This window comes from Radicibacter daui, from assembly GCA_030657355.1.
GTDB lineage: Bacteria > Pseudomonadota > Alphaproteobacteria > Radicibacterales > Radicibacteraceae > Radicibacter > Radicibacter daui.
Genome location: CP131056.1, coordinates 1881624 through 1901031 on the forward strand (window position 1 = coordinate 1881624; position 19408 = coordinate 1901031).

14 protein-coding genes are annotated in these 19408 nt (G+C 63.5%); 10 read left to right on the forward strand and 4 right to left on the reverse strand.

From position 1 onward, the window contains the following. The first annotated feature begins 24 nt into the window (after positions 1-24). The 4 genes from cyoB (at position 25) to QTL98_RS08865 (ending at position 3936) form a co-directional block, all read left to right on the forward strand. Positions 25-2028, forward strand: coding sequence for a cytochrome o ubiquinol oxidase subunit I (gene cyoB / locus QTL98_RS08850; RefSeq protein WP_445681854.1), 2004 nt, complete (start codon positions 25-27; stop codon positions 2026-2028). 10 nt (positions 2029-2038) lie between these two features. Continuing rightward, on the forward strand, positions 2039-2662 hold the full coding sequence (cyoC, locus tag QTL98_RS08855) for a cytochrome o ubiquinol oxidase subunit III (protein ID WP_445681855.1): 624 nt from the start codon (positions 2039-2041) through the stop codon (positions 2660-2662). Further along, positions 2659-3066 carry a cytochrome o ubiquinol oxidase subunit IV gene (gene cyoD, locus QTL98_RS08860; protein ID WP_445681856.1) on the forward strand — a complete coding sequence of 136 codons (408 nt, stop codon included), beginning with the start codon at positions 2659-2661 and terminating at the stop codon, positions 3064-3066. The genes cyoC and cyoD overlap by 4 nt, the downstream gene beginning before the upstream one ends. A 99-nt stretch (positions 3067-3165) precedes the next feature. Further along, positions 3166-3936, forward strand: a complete 771-nt coding sequence (locus QTL98_RS08865; protein ID WP_445681857.1) for an SURF1 family protein — start codon at positions 3166-3168, stop codon at positions 3934-3936. Here QTL98_RS08865 and QTL98_RS08870 read toward each other — a convergent pair. Further along, positions 3933-4895 carry a diguanylate cyclase domain-containing protein gene (locus QTL98_RS08870; RefSeq protein WP_445681858.1) on the reverse strand — a complete coding sequence of 321 codons (963 nt, stop codon included), beginning with the start codon at positions 4893-4895 and terminating at the stop codon, positions 3933-3935. The two genes, QTL98_RS08865 and QTL98_RS08870, sit on opposite strands and share 4 nt — an antisense overlap. Further along, positions 4892-10177: a PAS domain S-box protein gene (locus tag QTL98_RS08875; protein WP_445681859.1), complete on the reverse strand. Its 5286-nt coding sequence runs from the start codon at positions 10175-10177 to the stop codon at positions 4892-4894. The genes QTL98_RS08870 and QTL98_RS08875 overlap by 4 nt, the downstream gene beginning before the upstream one ends. A gap of 303 nt (positions 10178-10480) precedes the next feature. Here QTL98_RS08875 and QTL98_RS08880 point away from each other — a divergent pair, with 303 nt between their 5' ends. Continuing rightward, on the forward strand, positions 10481-11872 hold the full coding sequence (locus QTL98_RS08880) for an ATP-binding protein (protein WP_445681860.1): 1392 nt from the start codon (positions 10481-10483) through the stop codon (positions 11870-11872). Beyond that, entirely contained in the window at positions 11869-12408 is a 540-nt protein-coding gene (locus QTL98_RS08885; protein WP_445681861.1) for a response regulator transcription factor, read from the forward strand. Before QTL98_RS08880 ends, QTL98_RS08885 begins: the two co-directional genes overlap by 4 nt. A gap of 12 nt (positions 12409-12420) precedes the next feature. On the opposite strand, the gene QTL98_RS08890 is transcribed toward QTL98_RS08885, so the two are convergent. Beyond that, the gene (locus tag QTL98_RS08890; protein ID WP_445681862.1) at positions 12421-12831 is read right to left on the reverse strand and encodes a VOC family protein; all 411 of its coding nucleotides are present in this window, start codon (positions 12829-12831) and stop codon (positions 12421-12423) included. Positions 12832-12847: 16 nt separating this feature from the next. Beyond that, positions 12848-13780 (reverse strand): LysR family transcriptional regulator, encoded by a 933-nt coding sequence (locus QTL98_RS08895; RefSeq protein ID WP_445681863.1) that lies wholly within the window; start codon positions 13778-13780, stop codon positions 12848-12850. A gap of 159 nt (positions 13781-13939) precedes the next feature. Here QTL98_RS08895 and QTL98_RS08900 point away from each other — a divergent pair, with 159 nt between their 5' ends. The 4 genes from QTL98_RS08900 (at position 13940) to QTL98_RS08915 (ending at position 19386) form a co-directional block, all read left to right on the forward strand. Continuing rightward, a complete protein-coding gene (locus QTL98_RS08900; RefSeq protein ID WP_445681864.1) occupies positions 13940-14962 on the forward strand; it encodes an aldo/keto reductase in 1023 nt (340 codons plus the stop codon). Positions 14963-15234: 272 nt separating this feature from the next. Then, positions 15235-15753, forward strand: coding sequence for an RNA polymerase sigma factor (locus QTL98_RS08905; RefSeq protein ID WP_445681865.1), 519 nt, complete (start codon positions 15235-15237; stop codon positions 15751-15753). Between the two features lie 122 nt (positions 15754-15875). Beyond that, on the forward strand, positions 15876-16835 hold the full coding sequence (locus QTL98_RS08910) for a FecR family protein (RefSeq protein ID WP_445681866.1): 960 nt from the start codon (positions 15876-15878) through the stop codon (positions 16833-16835). A 121-nt stretch (positions 16836-16956) separates the two neighbouring features. Next, positions 16957-19386, forward strand: a complete 2430-nt coding sequence (locus QTL98_RS08915) for a TonB-dependent siderophore receptor (protein WP_445681867.1) — start codon at positions 16957-16959, stop codon at positions 19384-19386. Positions 19387-19408: the final 22 nt, after the last annotated feature.

A 19408-nucleotide genomic window follows, 5' to 3' on the forward strand; every position in this document is an offset into this window, starting at 1 on the left:
GCCGCTTAAACAAAGAGTAAGCCGATGTTCTCAAATCCGGACGTGTTGAAGTTTATCTTCGGCAAGTTGTCTTTCGACAGCTTGCCGTTTCATGAGCCCATCCTCGTCGCTACCTTCATCGGAGTGATGATTGGCGGGATCGTGGTGCTTGGCGGCATCACCTATCTCGGCAAGTGGGGTTACCTGTGGCGTGAGTGGATCACCAGTGTCGATCACAAGAAGATCGGCATCATGTACATGATCCTCGGCGTCATCATGCTGCTGCGTGGTTTTGCCGACGCGCTCATGATGCGTGGCCAGCAGGCCATGGCCTTCGGTGAGAATCACGGCTACCTGCCTCCGCATCACTACGACCAGGTCTTCACTGCCCACGGCGTGATCATGATCTTCTTCGTGGCGATGCCGTTCGTGACCGGTCTCATGAACTTCGTCGTGCCGCTGCAGATCGGCGCGCGCGACGTGAGCTTCCCGTTCCTGAACAATTTCAGCTTCTGGATGACGGTGGCCGGCGCCATCACCGTGATGATCTCGCTCTTCATCGGTGAGTTCGCCCGCACTGGCTGGCTGGCCTATCCGCCGCTCTCCGGCATCGCCTACAGCCCGGATGTCGGTGTCGACTATTATATATGGTCGCTGCAGATCGCGGGTATCGGCACAACCCTCTCCGGCGTCAACCTGATCGCGACCATCGTCAAGATGCGTGCCCAGGGCATGACGCTGATGAAGATGCCGGTCTTTACCTGGACGGCGCTGTGCACCAACGTGCTGATCGTGGCGACCTTCCCGATCCTGACCGTGACCCTGGCGCTGCTGACGCTTGACCGCTATGTCGGCACCAACTTCTTCACCACCGAGTTCGGCGGCAACGCCATGCTCTACGTGAACCTGATCTGGATCTGGGGCCACCCGGAGGTCTACATCCTCATCCTGCCGATCTTCGGCGTCTATTCCGAGATCGTGTCGACCTTCTGCGGCAAGCGCCTGTTCGGTTACACCTCGATGGTCTACGCCACGGTGGTTATCACCATCCTGTCGTACATCGTGTGGCTGCACCACTTCTTCACCATGGGTTCCGGCGCCAGCGTGAACTCCTTCTTCGGCATCACGACGATGATCATCTCGATCCCGACGGGCGCCAAGATGTTCAACTGGCTCTTCACCATGTACAAGGGCCGCATCCGCTTCGAGACGCCGATGATCTGGACGGTCGGTTTCATGCTGACCTTCGTCATCGGCGGCATGACCGGCGTCATGCTGGCGGTTCCGCCGGCCGACTTCGTGCTGCACAACAGCCTCTTCCTTATCGCCCACTTCCACAATGTCATCATCGGCGGCGTGGTGTTCGGTGTGTTTGCGGGCATCAACTTCTGGTTCCCGAAGGCGTTCGGCTTCAAGCTCGACGCGTTCTGGGGCAAGTGCTCGTTCTGGTTCTGGCTGATCGGCTTCTACTTCGCCTTCATGCCGCTCTACGTGCTTGGCCTGATGGGCGTGACCCGCCGTGTCAGCCACTTCGACGACCCCTCGCTGCAGATCTGGTTCGTGGTCGCCGCCTTTGGTGCGGTGCTGATCGCTGCCGGTATCGGTTGCTTCGTTCTCCAGATCTTCTTCTCGATCAAGAACCGGGAGAAGCTGCGCGACGTGACCGGCGATCCGTGGGGCGGCCGTACGCTGGAATGGTCCACCTCCTCTCCGCCGCCGGACTATAACTTCGCCTTCTCGCCGGTTGTCCGCGATCAGGATGCCTGGTGGGACATGAAGCAGAACGGCTATGTGCGTCCGCTGGAAGGCTTCAAGGCCATTCACATGCCCAAGAATACCGGTACCGGTGCCATCCTGGGCGCGCTGTCGATCGCCTTCGGCTTCGGCATGATCTGGCACATCTGGTGGCTTGCCGCCGTGATGTTCCTCGCCATGGTGGTGGTCGGTATCGGCCACACCTTCAACTACAACCGTGATTTCCACATCCCTGCCAACGAGGTCATCGAGGCCGAAGGCAAGCGGACGCGGCTTCTCGGTAACCAGGCCTGAGGACGTGACGATGGCTAGCAACTCCACCGCCAGCGCCACCGAGGCTCCGGTGTTCTACCAGACCGAGGAAGCGCATCCGCCCAGCAGCACCATGCTGGGGTTCTGGCTCTATCTGATGAGCGACTGCCTCATCTTCGCAGCGCTCTTCGCCACCTACGGCGTGCTTGGCCGCTCCTATGCGGCCGGGCCCGGCCCGAAGGAGCTGTTCGACCTGCCGCTGGTGGCGGTCAACACTTCCATGCTGCTGTTCTCCTCCATCACCTATGGCTTTGCCATGCTGTCGATGGAGCGGGGCAGCAAAGGCGGCACGCTGGGCTGGCTGGCGATCACCGGCCTCTTCGGCGTAGCCTTCGTCGGTCTTGAGCTGTTCGAGTTCACGCACCTGATCATGGAAGGGGCAGGGCCGCAGCGCAGTGCCTTCCTCTCCTCCTTCTTCACCCTGGTTGGCACCCACGGCGTGCACGTGACCTGCGGCATCATCTGGCTGATCACGCTGATGGTGCAGGTCTCCCGCCTCGGCCTTACCGCCGCCAACAAGCGCCGCCTGATGTGCCTCAGCCTGTTCTGGCACTTCCTGGACGTCATCTGGATCGGTGTGTTTTCCTTCGTTTACCTGATGGGAGTTCTGGGATGAGCGCGCACCCCGAAGCTCACGGCGCCCACCACGCCCACGGCCATGACGATCACGGGCATGGCGACGCCGCCGCCCATGGCTCGCTCAAGGGCTATCTGATCGGTTTCATCCTGTCGGTCATCCTCACCGCCATCCCGTTCTGGCTGGTGATGGCCAACGTGATCGACAGTGCGACCGGTACCGCCGCTGCCATCATGGCGCTCGGCGTCGTGCAGATCATCGTGCACATGATCTACTTCCTGCACATGAACACCCGCTCCGAAGGCGGCTGGACCATGCTGGCGCTGATCTTCACCCTTATCCTGGTGGCGATCACGCTCAGCGGTTCGCTGTGGGTCATGTACCATCTCAACCACAACATGATGCCGGGCATGTCGCCGGAACTCATGCGTGAGATGCCCTGACGGGACAGGGAAACAGTTGTTGTTACTCATCGGCCGGATGCCTCATCCGGCCGATGGCTTTTGAGGGCAGGCCCAGGGGCCTACGGGATAAACCAAGCCATGCAAACCCAGACCGCCGGACACCACGAAGACCTGCCGCAGCGATCGCTCGCCTCGCGTATCCTGCTGGTTGTCTTCTGCTTTTTCTTTGCCGCCGTCTTCGTCGGTCTCGGGATCTGGCAGGTGGAACGCCGGGCGTGGAAACTCGCCCTCATCGAGCGGGTGGATGCCCGGGTGCATGCACCGGCCGCTGCGCCGCCCGGCCCGGCCGAGTGGGCCGGGGTGAGCGACGAGCGCGACGAATACCGTCATGTGACTTTCTCCGGCCATTTCCTCAATGACGACGAGACGCAGGTTTATGCCGCCACCGTCTATGGCGCCGGCTACTGGGTGATCACGCCGCTTGAGGAAGCTGACGGGACGATCATCCTCGTCAATCGCGGTTTCGTGCCGACGGAAAAGCGCGCGCCCTCAACCCGGGGCGCCGGCGAGCTTGACGGCGAGGTGACGGTGACCGGCCTGTTACGCATGAGCGAGCCCAAGGGCACGCTTTTGCGCAGCAATCACCCGGAAGACGAGCGCTGGTATTCGCGGGACGTTGCCGCCATTGCCGCAGCCCGCGGGCTCGACCCGGCGCGGGTCGCCCCTTATTTCGTCGACGCCGACGACAAGCCCAATCCGGCGGGCGGGCCCATCGGCGGGCTCACCCAGATCAGCTTCCACAACAGCCATCTCGTCTATGCCATCACCTGGTTCGGCATGGCGCTGATGGCGGCGGGGGCGGGCTTCTATACGCTGCGGTGGGGGCGGCGCGGTCGGCGCGAGCCTTAAAGCTCGCTGCCGAGCGGCAGTTCGGACGCACGGAAGGTGGAGCGGCCAGCGGCTTTGGCCTCATAGAGGCGGGCGTCGGCATGTTCGAGCAGATGCTGCGAGCTGGTGCCGGGGATCGGGTAGGCGGTTGCGCCGCCGACGCTCACCGTGACCACGCTCGCGCTCTCCGACCCGTCATGCGGAAGGGCAAGCCGGCGGACTCCGGCCACCAGAGCTTCGGCCAGGTGCGAGGTGCCCTCGATCCCGGTCTGCGGCAGGATGCAGGCAAATTCCTCGCCGCCATAACGGGCAACAAGATCGCGCGGACGGTTGAAGTTGCGGCGGATCTCCGCGGCGACACGCTGAAGGCAACTGTCGCCTTCCAGATGGCCGTAAAGGTCATTGTATTTCTTGAAATGATCGACATCGATCATCAGCACCGAAAGCGGCTGCAAATCGCGGGTGCATTGCAGCCAGCAGGCCTGCAGCTCCTCATCGAAGCGGCGGCGGTTGGCAACACCGGTCAGGCCGTCGATGGAGGCGAAACCGCGCAGCAGATCGGACTGGCGCTTCAGCTCCAGATGGGTGCGCACCCGTGCCCGGGTAATGACCGGGTTGATGGGCTTGTGGATGAAGTCCACTGCGCCCAGTTCCAGCGCTGCCACCTCTTCCTCCTCGCCCGACTGGGCGGTGATGAAGATGATGGGGATATCGCGCGTCTGCGGATCGGATTTCAGCACGCGGCATACATCGCGCCCGTCCATGCCGGGCATGATCATGTCGAGGATGATGAGATCGGGGGCGATGTGCTTGCACTGGTCGAGCGCCATGGCGCCATCCGTCGCCATGAAGACGTCGGCATCCTCACTGAAGATTTCGTACAGCACCCGGATATTGATGACCTGGTCATCGACTACCAGCAATCGCGCGCGGCGCCCGGCCTGTCCGTCTGCCCAGAAGCGGGGTAGGGAAGGCGTCAACCGATTTCCTCCCGAAGGTTTTTCAAGCTTTCTGCTGCCGCCTCGAAATCGAGTTTGCGCACCAGATCCACGAGTTCATCGCGCAGCGCGCTGCCGGATGAAAGCGGCATGGCCGCCAGCGTGTCAACCACATGCAGGGCGCGCATATTGCGCGCGGCCAGGAGCGGAGCCAGAGCGTCGAGGGTTTCCGAAATGGTATTGTCGCTGGCCGCGCGGGCAGGGGCCGTATCCTGGCCCGTACTGCTGGCCACCCAGCTCTCCAGTCGGGCGGCGCAGAGCTCCAGCGCCTGCCTCAATTCGCCGGGGATGGCCGCGACCACTGATGGGGCGGGCACGTTGCCTTCCTTGAGCGCGCGCTCGTGCCTGTCGGCGATGTTGGCCAGTGCCCGTGCGCCCATGGTGCCGGCCACGCCCTTCAGGGTGTGCAGCTCGTCCGCAAGCCCCGGCGCCGCTGGGTCTGCCACAAGGGCTTCGATGCGGGCGATCAGGCGGGTTGCCTCTGGCCGGAAGCTTGCCAGCAAGGTGCGGTAGACGGCGAGATTGTTTCCGAAGCGCTGGAGCAGCGGGCCGGGCGGCTCCACGATCTCCCCCTCGGGCACCGGTGCCGTTATGGCCGGTTTGGGGGCTTTTTCTGCTTTCTGGGCGTGAAGGACGCGCACGATCTCGTCGAGATTGATGGGCTTTCCGATATGGTCGTTCATGCCGGCGGCAAGGCACGCTTCGCGGTCGGCCTGGCTGACATTGGCGGTCATGGCGACGATCGGCAGGGTGTTGTGGCGGCCATCGGCGCGGATGTGGCGCGTCGCCTCCAGCCCGTCCATGTCCGGCATTTGCACATCCATCAGGACCGTATCGAAGCGGCCGATGGGCGCGGAGAGGACCTGTGCCACTCCCTCCCTGCCGCCCGGCGCCACCTCGATCTCGGCGCCCTCGCTCACAAGCAGGTCGCGGGCGATCATGCGGTTGAGCTCATTGTCCTCCACCACCAGCACCCGCAGGCCGGTGAGCCTGCGGGTTGTTTCCGCGGGAGCATTGTCGGCAGGAGAGGACCCGGCCTTGCCGTCAACACCGAAGACGCGGGCGATCATGTCGAGAAGCTGGGACGGGGTGGCTGGCTTGCGCAGAATATCGGCAAAAGGTGCCTCCGGCAGTTGCCGCGCAACTTCCAGCTGCTCTTCGCCGAAAGCCGTCAGCATGATGATCCTGGGGACCGGGGCGAGCGATTTCTGCAGTCGCGCGGCAGTCACTTGCCCATCCATGGCAGGCATTCGCCAATCCATCAAGACGAGGCTGTAGGGACTGCCCGCGGCGCGTGCCTCCTCGACCAGGGCAAGAGCACTCTCCCCGCTGGCAGCCAGTGCCGTCTGCCAGCCGAAAGCGCCAAGGGTCTGCTGCAAGGCGGTGCGCACAATCTGGTTGTCATCGACGATCAGCACCTTGAGGTCCCTCAAGGCCGGCGGCACCTCGGGCCATAGCAGGGCCGCATCGGCCGGCTGAAGCGGCAGGTTGAACCAGAAGCGGCTACCTTCGCCCGGCGTGCTTTGAACATTGAGGGTGCCGCCCATCAGGGTGACGAGCCGCTGGCTGATGGCAAGGCCGAGCCCGGTGCCGCCGAAGCGCCGGGTGGTCGAGGCTTCGGCCTGATGGAAGCCGCTGAAAATAAGCCCCAGCTGATCTTCGGCGATGCCGATGCCGCTGTCTTCCACCTCGAAACGCAGGGAGCCGGCGCTGTCGCCTGCATAGCCGACCCGGACGACAATCTGCCCCTTAAGGGTAAATTTCAGCGCATTGCCGGCAATGTTCATCAGCACCTGCTGCAGGCGCAGCCGGTCGCCGATGAAGGTGCGGCGAATGTCGGGCGCGATGTCGAACAATATTTCGACATCCTTCTGTCCCTGGCTGCCGGCCAGTACCACGCCGAGATCGAGCATCAGCCCTTCCAGGTCGAAGGGGGCGTTCTCGATCTGCAGCTTGCCGGCTTCGATCTTCGAGAAGTCCAGGATATCGCCCAGAAGGGCGAGCATGGATTTCGAAGCCAGGCGGGCCTTGGTCACATAATCGCGCTGGCTGTCGCTGAGCGGTGTGCGCTCCACCAGTTGCAACATGCCGAGCACCGCGTTCATCGGGGTGCGGATTTCGTGGCTGATATTGGCAAGGAAAGCGGATTTGGCCGCGCTTGCGGCATCTGCCCTTTCCTTGGCGGCGCGCAGGGTGTTCTCCAGCTCGCGCTGGTCGGTCACGTCCAGATTGACGCCAATCACCCGGATGGCGACCCCGGCTTCGTCACGGTCCACATGGCCTGCAAGCTGCGCGTACCGGACCTTGCCGGAGCTGTCGAGGATACGGAACACCTGCTCGGGGAACTTTCCGCCCGGCTCGAGGCCGGCGAGCATATCGTCATAGATGGCGGCGAGATCATCCGGATGGATGCGCTGTTCCCAATGCTGGATGGTGAGTCCTTCCTCGCGCAGGGACTGCGGCCAGTCGTAAAGCTCGTACATGCGGTCGTTCCACTCGAGCGCATTGTCGGCAATCCGCCATGTCCAGATGCCAAGTTTTGCCGTATCCGCGGCGATCTGCAGCTGGTTGCGACCGGAGACAACTTCCCGCCAGAGCTCATGCTGGCGGGAGATGTCGATGGCGACGCCGAGATGCCCGGTAACCCGGCCTTCCTCGTTGCGCATGGCGCTGATGGAGAGCATGGCGGGGAAGGTGGAGCCATCCTTGCGCACCAGGGTCCATTCCCGCGTCTCCGCGCCGCCCGATCCGGGCCGGGGCGCAAGGGCGGCAAGGTGGCTTACCGGACGGCCCTGCTGCGTGGACAGCTGCCGGGCCCGTTCCTCCACCTCTTCCGGGTCGTGGATGACAAGAGGAGTGTGCCGGCCGATCATTTCATCGGCGCTGTAGCCCAGCAGCCGTTCGGCGCCACGGTTGAAGAGACCGATCTTCCCCGTCCGGTCGGTGGCGATGATCGAGACTTCGGAGGCCGCCGCCAGCACGTTGCTGAGCAGCAGGTTAGTGTCATGCAGCGCCATCTCGGCCTGTTTGCGATCAGTGATGTCGGTGCGCAGGGAGATGAAGCGCTCGATCTTGCCATCGGCCGCAAAGAGCGGAGCGATCACGCTGTCGAGCCAGCGCAGCGAGCCGTCCTTTGCCCGGTTGCAGATTTCACCGTGCCAGGCCTTGCCGGACAGGATCGTCGCCCAGAACGAGCGCCAGTGATCGATTGAATGGACGCCGGAATTCAGCAGGCCATGGGTGTTGCCCAGCAATTCCTCGCGCGTATAGCCGGTGGCAGTGCAGAAATTGTCATTCACCTCGATGATGACGCCCTTCGTGTCCGTCACCGAATAGAGATATTGCTGGTTGATAGTGCTCAGCAGGGTCTGGTTTTCGCGCAGGGCACGGGCCAGATGCGAGCGGCTTTCCGCCAGTGCCGTAACATCATGGACGACGGCATAGAAACCCTGCACCTCGCCCTCGACGATCTGCGGCAGATAGTGGGCCAGCACGTGGACGTTTCCGTGGCCATCCGGGCGAGGCAGGCTGCGTTCGAAGGTTTGTGGCTCACCGGCAAGGGCGGCCTCGAAATAGGGCCGGTTGGCTTCGAACACCGGCGGATCAAGCAACTCGCTCATATGCAGCCCAAGCAGGGCACTGGATTTAATCTTGAAGAAATCTTCGTAGGCATGGTTGGCGATGCGGATAATGAGGTCCTTGTCCCAGTAGCCGATCATCGAGGGCACGGCATCCAGAACCGCACGAAGGGTCCTGCGGGCGGCCTCCAGTTCTTCCGTGCGCTGGGTGACCTGTGCTTCCAGTTCCGCGTTCATCCGGCTCAGGCGCTTGCGGGCCTCCACCGTCAGCGACATGTCGCGGATTGTTGTCGCCGCACCTTCAACTTTCCCCAGATGATCGATGACAGGGGCGACGGCGATGGAGACAGGCACGAGGTGGCCGTCCCGTCGCCGGCGCATGGTCTCGAAATGCGGGATCGGCTTTCCCTGACCGATGGTGGCCAGAATGCGCTCTTCTTCCTCCCAGAGATCGTCCGGGATGATCAGTTCGGTGACATGCCTGCCAACAGCTTCTGCCTGCGTATAGCCGAAAATCTTTTCAGCGCCGGCATTCCAGTTGGTGATGTATCCCTCCCGCGTTTTGCCGATGATGGCATCCAGCGAGCCGGAGACGATGCCGGCATACCAGGCCTGCTCGGCAATCGATTGCCGCTTGCGCATGCCGTAGAGCGACAGGGAGAGGGTCAGGGCGGCCAGTAATCCACCGGCTCCGGCGCCCAGCAGCCCGCCCAGTTCCGGGGGCGGCAGGCCGAGCGTGGCGATGAAAGCCGGGTCAGCCGTGAAGAAGATACTCCAGTGGCGGCCATAGAGATCGCGGCGGGCGACTGCAGAGAACCGGCTTTCGGCGGGAGGCAGGTCGTCGGGACGGTTGTCGTAGAAAATCCGGTCGCTGCCGATCTGGTCGTCATCCTGAATCTGCAACCGGCCATCATGATCGTCGAGCTGCAGGCCTTCGAGGATGTCGTCAACGATAAGAGGTGCGTAGCTCCAGCCGAAACCGGTGGCGAGCCGCCCGCCTTCGGTGGGCGGGGTCACCGCGGTGCGGTAGATCGGCATCAGGATGAGAAAGGAGCGCCGGGGCGCACCGGTGGCCTGGACCAGGGTGATCGGTCCGGTGAGGCGCACCTCGCCGGTGCGCAGGGCATCCCACGCGGCTTCGCGACGATTGGTCTCTGAGGCAATGTCGAGGCCAATGGCCCTCTGATTGCGATCAGCAGGTTCTATATACTGGATAACAAACAGCTCCCCTTCGTGAGGGGCAAGCTGACGCAGGGTGAAACTGGGCCATCCGTCAGCCTGGGCGCGGGCAACAAAGGCGTCGCGGTCATCGGCGAAAACGCGCCTTATAAAGCCAAACCCGAGGGAACCGGCAAACTCGCCACCGACGTCGCGGGTGATGCTGTAGCGGTGGAAAATCTGCCGGGTCAGCCCGTCCTCTCCGGCGGCGATTACCGCGCCGCGGGCGCCGCGCAGGCCGTACTGGTAAAGCTTGATCCGCTCGGTGATCTGGGTGGCAAAACGTTCCGTTGCCGTGCGCACGGCACTGGTCGCGACACTGTCCTGATGGCGCTGCAGCTCACTGAGCGTGAGCCCGCCACACATGACAGCCGCGGCAATGATGGTCCCGACCCACAGGAATATCGATGAAACCAGTCCATCCGGCAGGCGCTCCTGCGAGGCGGAGGGCGGTGCAAGCTCGCTCATGCTGGACAGGCAATTCCCTGATCTCGGCCATCCGGTCCACAGGTTCCGGGCCGGCTTGTCCTCTGCCGGCCATGGAGCTTGCGGGCACGATAGCTCTTATTGATGCATCACCGACTGACGATAATGTAAATCGCGGGGCGGGGCAGGCCCAACAAGGTGAAGATGTGTCAAACTTCCGTCCCTTCCAGTCCCCCCGGGGAATGCTGGCGCTTGGACACTATGCCCACTTTCGGCATGGATGATGCCGGGTCTAAGCCCGCTGGCAGTACCGTCCATTGGGCGATCGAGATGATAGAGGCACCCTTGGGCACAAGTATCGGCAGTGTGGAAGTCGCCAGCCGCGAAACCAGAGAAGCCGGGCGAAGCGGGCGGCAGGTGCAATCCACCTCGCAGCGGCAGAACCTGCTTTTGCTGGTGCAGCTGCGCTGGATTGCCGTGGCCGGGCAGGTCATCACCATCGATCTGGTGCAATGGGGCTTCGGCATCAGCCTGCCCTGGATCGAGATGGCCGGCGTGATGATCATGCTGGCGCTCATCAACCTGTTTGCCATGCTGCGCTATCGCAGCGGTGCCGCCATCTCCAACGCCGAGCTGTTTGTCGAGCTGCTGCTGGATGTCGGCGCGCTGACCGGCCTGCTTTACTTGAGCGGCGGCGCGGTCAATCCCTTCGTCTCGCTCTATCTGCTGCAGGTTATCCTGGGCGCGGTGCTGTTCGAGGTGCTGTGGAGCTGGGTACTCGTGGCGGTGACGAGTGCCTGTTATCTGCTGCTGATGGCCTGGCACCGCGACATTGCCCTGCCGGAACCGTTCGGCGGTTCCTTCTCCGCCGTCTTCATCCTCGGCGGGTTCATCTCCTTTCTGCTGGCGGCCATTCTTGCCGTGGCCTTCATCAGCCGCATCACCATCAACCTGCGCAGCCGGGACGAGCGGCTGGCGCGGCTGCGCCAGCAATCGGCGGAAGAAGACCATATCGTGCGCATGGGTCTGCTGGCCTCCGGCGCCGCGCATGAGCTGGGCACGCCGCTCGCCACGCTGTCCGTGATCATCAATGACTGGGAGCGCATGCCGGCCCTGTCCGGCGATGGCGAGCTGAAGCAGGACATCGTCGAGATGCAGGCACAGCTTGCGCGCTGCAAGACCATCGTCTCCGGCATTCTGCTGTCGGCAGGCGAGGCGCGGGGAGAGGGCACGGAACATTCCAGCGTCAATGCCTTCCTAGACGGGGTGGCGGAGGAATGGCGTGGCAGCCGCCCCGGCGTGCAGCTCGAATATCGCAATGATTTCGGCGAGGATGAGGAGATGATCTCCGACGCGGCACTGCGGCAGGTGATCTTCAACGTCTTTGACAACGCATTCGAGGAATCCCCCCGCTGGGTTGCGGTAACGGCGCTGCGCCGGGAGGATGAACTTGTCCTGAGGACCGAGGATGCCGGGCGCGGCTTTGATGCCGCCATTCTGGCGGAGCTCGGCAAACCCTATCGCTCGACCAAGAACCGCCCGGGCGGCGGGCTTGGCCTGTTTCTGGTTTTCAACGTGATCCGCAAGCTGGGCGGCCGGGTGGAGGCGGGTAACCGCCCCGAAGGCGGCGCCTTTGTGGAGCTGGTGCTTCCGCTCTCCTCGCTTTCTCCCGATCCGGAACCGGAAGGGGAGGCGCTGTTTATGGCCGGGAGAGCGGCCGATGAAAGGACGTCATGATGGGTGAAGAACCGCGTTCGCTGCTGATCGTCGAAGATGATCAGGCCTTTGCGCGCACGCTGCAGCGCTCCTTCGAGCGGCGGGGCTATCAGGTGGCGGTGTGCCGTAATCTGGCCGAGGTGGCGGCGCATCTGGAAGGCGCCTCGCCGGAATATGCGGTGGTTGACCTCAAGCTCTCCGGGGAATCCGGCCTTGAATGCGTGAAGCTGCTGGCAACCCATGACGAGGAAATGCGGGTGGTGGTGCTGACCGGCTTTGCCAGCATCGCGACGGCGGTGGAGGCCATCAAGCTGGGGGCTTGCCACTATCTCGCCAAACCCGCCAACAGCGACGATATCGAAGCCGCCTTCGAGCGCCAGCAGGGCGACACGTCGGTAAGCCTCACCGAACGCCCGACCTCGCTCAAGAACCTCGAATGGGAGCGCATCCACGAGATGCTGGTGGAGACGGACTTCAACATCTCCGAAACCGCAAGGCGCCTTGGCATGCACCGGCGCACGCTCGCCCGCAAGCTGGAGAAGCGGCGGGTCAACTGAGGCAGGCGCCCGTCAGCCAAGCCCCCACAGCGCCGCTTCCGCCACCTCCACCGAATTGCCGGCAGGGTCGCGGACATAGACCGAGCGCGCGCCGTTGGGCCAGACATGATCATGCTCGACGGTGACGCCGGCCGCGACGATCTGCGCCCGCCAGGCGTCAAACTCGGCACCGTCCTGTGCCCTGAAGCAGATATGGCCCGGCCCTTTGGCGCCATGCAGCGGAATGGAGCCGGCAACGCCGGGCTGGCTGGTGACTTCGGGAATGAAGATCAGGAGAACCTGCGGCCCGCAACGGAAGAAGACATGCCGCCCGGGGACACGGGTGATGACCTCAAGGCCGAAAACGTCACGATAGAAACGCTCGGCCGCCTCCAGATCATCGACATAGAGCGCGGTTTCGAGGATGGCGCGGGCGGCAAGCATTACAGGGTCCTTGTTGTTATTCTGCGGCGTCTGCCACGACGGGATCGTCATCCCCGGCATCGGGCAGCAAGGACAGAAACTCGCGGCAGGCCGCTTCCAGCGGCAGCTCGCCCGAGCGTTCCTCGGCCAGATAGGCCACGACCAGCTCCCAGCAGATTTCAGGCCCGGCAAGGCGGGCAAGGCCAAGGCCAAGCTGGCTGCTGCGGGCAAGGGCGATGGCTTCCGGGATGAGCGCCACGCCCAGTCCGTTGGCCACAAGACCCAGCAGGGTGTCGAGATCGCTGACTTCAAAGGCGGTGTGGCGCTCGACCCCGGCTTCGAAGAAGGCATTGTCGATGAGCTTGCGGGTGCCCCAGTCGGCAACAAAATCGACAAAGGGTTCCCCGGCCAGATCGCCGAGAGGCACGGCGGTGTGGCCGGCCAGCGGATGCTCGTGCGCGCAGACCAGCACCAGCGCCTCGCAGGCGATCAGGCGGGTGGCGATGTTGGGCGGGGTTTCACACATCGGCAGGAAAGCAAGATCGAGCCGCCCGCCGCGCACCTTTTCCAGCAGATGATCAGCCGAGCCCTGGCAGAGCTTGATGGCGACCTGCGGGTGCAGGCTGCGAAAGCGCGCCAGCAGCTGTGGCAGATCGAGAAAAGCGGGCAGGCTCTGCACGGTGCCGACACCGAGGCGCCCGCGCCGCAGACCCTTGATCGCCTCGATGGCGCCGCGTGCCTCGCCGGCTGCGTCCAGCACGGCTTCAGCCTTTTCGAGGAAGAGGCGACCGGCCGCGGTTAGGCGCACCTGCCGGGTGGAGCGGATGAAGAGCTTGATGCCAAGCTCCTCCTCCAGCGCGCGCACGGAGGCGGAAAGGGCCGATTGCACGATATTGAGGCGCTGGGCGGCGCGGGTGAAATGTTCTTCACTCGCAACGGCAACAAAATGCTGTAACTGCCTGATTTCCATCAAATACCTCAAACTGTCCAAGCCGGACGCCGCCGTGCCCTTGAGGCATATTAATCCGATATGGAGATTTTTGTTATCTTTCTAATCCGTTGGAAAGATAGATTGCAGCGGCCCATGCTGCCTTCCGGACATGAAAAAATGACGGGAGCTTGAGACGGCATGGTTATGGCGACATCCCTACCCACAAGGCCTTTTGGCCGCACCGACATGCAGATTACCCGCGTCGGCTTTGGCGCCTGGGCTGCGGGCGGCGCCGGTCATGGCATCGGCTGGGGGCCGCAGGATGATGGCGAGTCCGTTGCGGCAATGCGCCGGGCGGTGGAGCTGGGCGTCAACTGGATCGACACTGCCGCCATCTATGGCCGCGGCCATTCGGAAGACATCGTCCGGCAGGCGATGGAGGGCTTTGCGCCGCAGGATCGCCCCTACATCTTCACCAAATGCGGGCTGCGCTGGGACGATGCTGATCCGGCAGCGCCGGTGCGGCGCACGGGAGCACGCGCCAGCCTGATGGAGGAGGTGGACCTGTCGCTGAAGCGTCTCGGCGTCGAGCGCATCGACCTTTATCAGATGCACTGGCCGAGCGAAGACGGCACGCTGATCGAGGAATACTGGCAGGCGCTGCTGGACCTCAAGGCATCCGGCAAGGTGAGGGCGGTCGGCCTTTCCAACCACACTGTCGCGCAGCTGGAAAAGGCGGAAGCGCTCGGTCATGTCGATACGCTGCAGCCGCCTTTCTCGGCGATCCGCCGCGATGTGGCGATGGCAGAACTGCCCTGGTGCCGGGCGCACCAGACCGGTGTCATCGTCTATAGCCCGATGCAGGCAGGACTGCTGACCGGTCGGTTTTCGGTCGAGCGGGTCAAATCGTTGCCCGCCAGTGACTGGCGCACCGGCAACGTGCAGTTCCAGGGCGAGGCGCTGGAGCGCAACCTCAAGCTGGTCGCCGCGCTGGCACCGGTGGCCGAGCGGCTTCAGACCTCGCCGGGCGCCGTGGCGATTGCCTGGGTGCTGGCATGGCCGGCAGTTACCGGAGCCATCGTGGGCGCGCGCAGCGCAGCGCAGGTGGATGGCTGGATCGATGCCGCAAAGCTGGAGCTGGGGGCGGGGGACCTTGCCGAGATCGCCGCTGCCATCGAAAGCACGGGGGCGGGCAGCGGGCCCGCACTTCCTGCCGCCTAGATTTTTCCCAAAACAGCGGCTGCCGGGACTTGTTGCCCGGTTGCGGGCAGCCTCGCCCACTGTCGAATGAGGTGTTCCGGACCTCCCCGGCCGCTGCTTGACGGCCTTCCCGCATCTCGCGGGGAGGCCGCTTTTTTGAGGGGCGGACCATGAGGGGGAGGAGAAGTGCAGTCATGTATTGCGAATGATTATCATTGCTGATAATGCTGGCTCGCCTGCAAGTGCCGGTTGATCGGCCTTGCCCTTATTGCCCGACAGGTCCTGCCGCCCGAATGAGCTTCTGGAGCCGCTCGCTTGCCAGATTGTTTGAGCAACATCGACGACAGCTTGTCTCGATGGCCGGACGCTATCTGCAGGACCGTGAGGTGGCGGACGAACTGGTGCAGGACGTCTATGTGCGGCTGATGCAGGCAGGCAGCGTCGGTACGACGGAGGAGGACACCAAGGTCCTCTATGCCTCGGTGCGCAATGCCGCCATCGATCATCATCGCACCGTCAAGAACCGTGCCCGGGTGATGGAGCGGGTGCTGCCGAGCCAGATGTGGGGCGGCGAGAGCAGTTCGCCGCAGGAGCATGCCGAGGCCCGGCAGGCACTGGGAGCGCTGGACCGTGCCTTGCTGGAGCTTTCTCCGCGTGCGCGGGAGATGTTCCTGCTGCACCGGGTGGAAGGGATCCCGAACGAGAAACTTGCGCGCAAATACGGCATCTCCGTCAGCGCGGTGGAAAAGCAGCTTGCCCGGACCATGCGCCATTGCCAGGAAAAACTCTCAGCCCACAGGCGCGATGTCTGATGCTTTTTTCGACGGATAGTGAGGTTCTTTTTCCTTCACTCGTTATTCTTTATAGAACGGCTGCCTGCCCCTGTATGGCAATGAGTGCCGTCTGCCGCGTGAAGGACGTCTGACACACCACAATGCAGCGCGATCTTGAGCCCACCGCCGAGCAAAAGGATGAAGCCGCCCTCTGGCATGTGAGGCGGGCCGGCGGCTCGTTGTCCCGGGCGCAGGAAGAGCAGCTGGGGGCGTGGCTGGCGGCAAGCAATGGCAACCGGGTTGCCTTCGACCAGATGCGGGTTTTGTGGGGGCAGCTGGAAGAGCCGGCACGGCGCCTTGCCGGCCAGCGGCCGTCCTCGCGCCTGCGGCGCTGGTTGGGCGGATTTTCCTTTCGCCGGCTGGGTCTTGCCGGGGCCACGGCAGCCGTGCTGGCCGCAGGCCTGTGGTTTGCCGACAAGGACCTGATCGTCAACCTGCAGGCCGATATCGTTGCCGGCCGGCAGGCTGTGACCGACATGCGGCTGCCGGATGGCTCCCTCGTCAGGCTGGCGGCGAACAGCGCTCTCGATACCGATTTTGCCGATGGCCACCGTATCGTCAGCCTGCTGCGCGGGCAGGCGTTCTTCGAGGTGGTGCATCGCGAAGGCGACCCGTTTTATGTGCGCAGCGGGGATACGCAGGTGCGGGTGGTCGGCACCCGTTTCAATGTCGAGCACCTGGACGATGGCACGGTGGTGACCGTGCAGCAGGGTGCCGTGCGGGTGAGCCCGGATGCCGGGGATGAAGGCGTGCTGCTTGGCCCGGGCCAGCAGGCGGCGGTGAAGGCGCATCAGCTCAGCGTTACCGGCAGGCCGGATCTCGTCGGGGCGCTTTCCTGGCTTGATGGCCGCCTATCGGTCGAGAATGACACCGTCGCCAGCCTGCTGGCGCGGCTGGAGAATTACCAGAGCGGCCATATCCTCGCCTTTGGCGATCTGGCCGGGAAGCGGATATCTGGCAGTTTCCCTGTCGATGATGTGGACGGATCGCTGGAAACCGTTGCCGCCGCGGTGCGGGCCCGCGTGGTGCATCTGACCCCCTGGTTGACCGTTCTTTATTGAGACTGAGAAAAATTCGCAAAATTTTTGCGAAGGGGGTGAGGACTCATTTTTCCCACTCGTTTGTCTGTTTGAAAGCAGGGGGGACCTGCTGGCGAAAACAGGCAACAGGTGGAGTGGGAAGTTGCAATCCGGGCTCAAGAAAAGCAGATCATATTCACTGACGGCGGCGCTTCTGGTATCGGCGGCCGCCATCACCGCTCCGGTATGGAATGCAAGGCCGGCCGAGGCGCAGACCGAGGCGGCGCAAAAGACTTATTCCTTCGATATCTCTGCGTCGTCGCTCGCCAGCGGGATTACCGAGATCGGCCGGATTTCCGGCTGGCGGATTGCCTATACCGTCACCCTGCCGCCCCTTGGTGCTCCGCGCACCCTCCACGGCACCATGACCGTGCCGGATGCCGTCAGCCAGCTGCTGAAGGGCACGGGCCTGACCATGCGCCTTGCCGGCGACAATTCCCTTCTGGTGCTGGATCCGCAGCAGGAGAGCGCGGGCAGTGCGGTGCTGGACCCGGTCGTGGTCGAGGACACACGCACTCTCGGCACTCTGCCGCCCGACTATGCCGGCGGCCAGGTTGCCAGCGGCGGACGCCTTGGTGTGCTCGGGAATACCGACATCATGGACGCGCCGGTCAGCATCACCAGCTACACCAGCGAGAAGATTGCCGACCAGCAGGCCCAGAGCATCGCCGAGGTGCTGAAGAATGATCCTTCGGTGCGTACGCCCAACAGCAGCGGCGGCATGCTGGATACCTACCAGATCCGAGGTTTCAACATTAACACCGGCAATTCCGGCGAAGTGGCCTTCGACGGGGTTTACGGCGTTGCGCCGACCTACCGGGCGCTGCCGGACTATGTGGAACGTGTCGAGGTGATCAAGGGACCGGCGGCCCTCCTGGGCGGCATGGCGCCCAACAGCGGCGTTGGCGGCATCATCAACATCGTGCCCAAGCGTGCCGGCGAGGAAGACCTCAACCGGGTGACGGCAGAATACGGGTTGGGAGACCAGGCCGGCGTCAAGACCGATGTCAGCCGCCGCTTCGGCAAGGACAACGCCTTCGGCGTGCGCCTCAATGGCGGTTACCAGAAGGGCGATACCTATCTCGACAACCAGAGCCGGGAAGCCTCCCAGCTTTCCGCCGCCGTCGACTACGAGGGGGAGAAGCTTCGTGCCTCGCTCGACCTCATCAATCAGGCCGAGCATCTGAACGCACCGTTCCGTGAATACCGGCTTGCGACGGGTGTCGACATGCCGTCAGCGCCCGATGGCCACCGCAATGTGATCAACGACTGGGAATGGTCCGACGCGCAGGACCGCTCGGGCATGCTGAAGGGCGAATATGACCTTGCCGACGAACTGACCTTCTTCGGCGGTGTCGGTGTGGGCCAGACGCAGGTGGACCGCCTGTTCGGTTACCCGATCATCACCAGCAATGACGGCGATGTCGAAGATGACTCGCTGTCCTACATGCGCTTCCAGACCGAGCGCTGGACGGCCAATGCCGGCCTTCGCGGTGAGTTCGATACCGCTGTCGTGCACCACAAGGCGGTTTTCGAGGCGAGCCAGTATCAGGACATCTTCCGCCGCGGGCAGATTTTCTCGGCGACCGATCCGGTCTCGAACATCTACGATCCGGTTTCCAGCGCGCCGATCTCCGTGGCCGAGCCTGATTTCCGGCCGAAGATATCCCGCTCGACCCTGACCGGCTTTACCCTCGCCGATACACTGTCGATGCTGGATGACAAGCTGCTGCTGACCCTGGGCGCTCGCCATCAGAGCATCGAGGCCGATAATTTCAGCGCGACCACCGGCGCCATTACCTCAAGCTATGACGACAGCGCGGTCACGCCGATGGCAGGCGTGGTGGTGAAGCCGTGGGAACAGGTGTCCTTCTACGGCAACTATCTGGAAGGCCTCAGCAAGGGCGATATTGCGCCATCGACCGCGTCCAATGCGGGCGAGGCCATGAAGCCCTATGTCGCCAAGCAGATCGAAACCGGCGTGAAGCTCGATTTCGGCAGTTTCGGGGCCACCGCCGGGGTGTTCCAGATCACCAAGCAGGCAGGCCAGCTCGACGGCACCCTCTATACGGCCGATGGCGAGCAGCGCAATCGCGGTATCGAACTCACGGTCTTTGGCGAGGTGACGCCCGATCTGCGCCTGTTGGGCGGCGTCATGTTCCTCGATGCGGAACTGACCAAGACCAACAGTGCGACAACACGCGGTAACCGGCCGGTCGGCGTGCCGGAAATGCAGGCCAACCTGACCGCGGAGTGGGACGCTTCCTTCCTCGACGGGCTGACCTTCAGCGGCACCGTAACCCGCACCTCCCAGCAATATATCAACACGACCAATACCCAGGAAATTCCGGGCTGGACCACGCTCGATCTGGGCGCACGCTACAAGACTGAACTGTATGACACCCCGGTCGCCGTCCGCTTCACCGTCCAGAATGTGACGAACGAGAAGTATTGGTCGGGGGTGAACGAGTTCAGCATGATTTCGCTCGGTGCCCCGCGCACCGCGCTGCTGAGTGTAAGCGCCGATTTCTGAGGAGTGCCGGCAGGCGGTCGCC